This is a genomic window from Oribacterium sp. oral taxon 078 str. F0262 (genome assembly GCF_000160135.1).
Taxonomy (GTDB): Bacteria; Bacillota; Clostridia; order Lachnospirales; family Lachnospiraceae; genus Oribacterium.
This window is the reverse complement of the sequence record NZ_GG729933.1, coordinates 1,635-3,731: the sequence shown is the minus strand read 5'-3', so window position 1 is coordinate 3,731 and position 2,097 is coordinate 1,635. Positions and strand designations below refer to the sequence as shown.

At 50.2% G+C, this 2,097-nt stretch carries 2 protein-coding genes and 2 pseudogenes; all 4 read right to left on the bottom strand.

The genetic code is table 11. The annotated features are described in order from the left end of the window. A pseudogene (locus GCWU000341_RS13835) lies at window positions 1-507 on the bottom strand (transposase); the annotation flags it as partial. A gap of 161 nt (window positions 508-668) precedes the next feature. Beyond that, window positions 669-1,229: an IS21 family transposase gene (gene istA, locus GCWU000341_RS13695; protein WP_155812532.1), complete on the bottom strand. Its 561-nt coding sequence runs from the start codon at window positions 1,227-1,229 to the stop codon at window positions 669-671. 79 nt (window positions 1,230-1,308) lie between these two features. After that, a pseudogene (locus tag GCWU000341_RS14415) lies at window positions 1,309-1,398 on the bottom strand (helix-turn-helix domain-containing protein); the annotation flags it as partial. Window positions 1,399-1,476: 78 nt separating this feature from the next. Continuing rightward, window positions 1,477-1,845 carry a hypothetical protein gene (locus tag GCWU000341_RS12490; RefSeq protein WP_050761850.1) on the bottom strand — a complete coding sequence of 123 codons (369 nt, stop codon included), beginning with the start codon at window positions 1,843-1,845 and terminating at the stop codon, window positions 1,477-1,479. Window positions 1,846-2,097: the final 252 nt, after the last annotated feature.

Here is a 2,097-nt window from a genome sequence, read left to right as displayed (position 1 = left end):
TTTTCCGTGCCAAAAATACCCGCATACTGCGATACCCGTCTACTCCGTTGTGTTCGTGATATATTTTCGATATTTCATTAAGAGCAGCCTGTTTTTGGGCACGATACACAGACTTCCTATTCTTCAGGAAGTTGTAGTAGGCATTTGGACAGATGCCAAATCTTTTCAGGAGCCAACGAACGCCAAATTCATGATGATAATTTCGGATAAATCGATAAGCCTCTAATCGATTTCCTTCGCAAAGAATGCCGCCGCTTTTTTTAGGAATAGATTCTCTTTTCGGAGTTCTTCATTTTCCTTCTTTAGCTTCAGCATTGCCTCCATGGTATCATAATCTTTTTGGCTTTCTGGATTACTCTGGCATTCTTCGCGAAATTCATTACACCATTTGACAACGCTGGATTTAGAAACCCCATATTCTTCTGTGAGGCTCCTCATGGATCGGCCTTCCTCCAGGCGGAGACGGACAATCTTTTTCTTAAATGGTTCGTCGTAAGGTTGTGGCATGATAAAATCCTCCATTTGCTATTATATTTTATCAGCCATTTGTGTTACAACTTCAGTTTATCACTTCAATCCCCGTACTTCCGACAACGATCGAGAAGCAGAGAATTCAACTCCTGCATCGAGTTCACACGAGGGATCGGCACCAGGATGTTTCTTCTTGCTCATCCGACCAGACCTTCCACCAGGCCTTTCTCGTGACCCTCTGCCGGATTGCAGAAGACTGCATCGAACCCGTAATGCGCCGCAAGAGCCGTATAGCCGGCCTGCTTCACAGCATAGGATCCGAATCCGTCTTTTACGGCGACTTTTCCGTTATCGAAGATCACTTTCGCCGGTGCACCGTTGAGTTCTCGGAAGACACGGACGAACGCATCCAGAAAGCTTTCTTCATTTTGGCGGTGGTAGGACAGAACAACGGGACGGCAACTGTAACAGAGCCTGGCACAGAAGAGATGCACTTTCGTCCGGACATCCCGAAGGTATACTGTGGCTTCGCCCCAGTCGATCTGCATTGCCTCGCCGGGATCAAAGACGAGCGGCAGAAAGGCCGGGGGAATGAGCCGCTTTAGTTCCCGGACTTTGGCTCGGATCGTGGATTCACCACCGGTGAATCCGGTCTCTTCGACCAGGCGGTCGTAGATGCGCTTGGCCGTGTGCTTCTGTTTCTTCAGGCCTTTCCTCCTCGCCCTCGGAAAGACAGGCTTGGATGAAGGCGATCGTATCGTCCGTCAGGACGGTCGATCTGCGTTCCGGAGTCTTCCGGACCCATGGAACCGCAGCGCCTTCGCAGTACTTGGAGACCGTGTTCCTTGAGATACCGAGTGTTTTAGCGATATGACGCTGACTTTCGCCACTAAGGTATCGTTTGCGGATTTCGTCATAGTCTTTCATTGTGATTACCACCGTTTTTCCCTCCGAAAGAAGATTTTTCTTCTTTCAGAGTAATCAGCCGGGTGGCTCACTTTCAAGTCAGCGTTTTAGGCCTAAGTGGCTCACTTTCAGACTAGCATTTATATAAGGGGTGATGTCAACGCCTTTGGGGATGATTCTGCGAATCATTTCATGACGGACCTCACAGCTCCCTTTCTGATAAGGCGCAGAGGCATTGCAGTAAAACAGCCATGTGCGGCGGTTCCCATTGGCATCAAATTCAATGCTCTTCGGGTCAGAAAACTCGCTGCCGTTGTCCGCCAGAAGTACCGGGAACAGATCGGGAAACGTGTTCGGGCCAAGTTCCAGATACAGCCTGCGGAAGAGATCGGTTACCGACTGAGAATCGTTATGCTCCCGTCGGACAGCGAGCTGCAGGCCGTCTGTCACGAAGGTGATCGTAAGCATGACAGTCCCTCCTTTTGTGCCCTCTACCGAATCGAGCTCGACCACAGGGGTGTCCGGATTCTCAGCCATAAAGACCTTGAAATCTTTCAGAGTGCGCCCTTCACGTCACCTGGGATCGACTTTTACGGTATCCGGCCTTTTGCGGCGGGGATGCATCCTCACCTTGCGCGGCATATCGATGTTCCGGGCAGAGAAGAGGTTTGCGTCCATGTAGGTATACAGCGTCCGTTCACTGACCATGAGTTCTGCCTT

Excerpts from the sequence above, each read along its gene's own strand:
- GCWU000341_RS12490 (WP_050761850.1), bottom strand. The coding sequence starts at position 1,845 with ATGCTTACGATCACCTTCGTGACAGACGGCCTGCAGCTCGCTGTCCGA.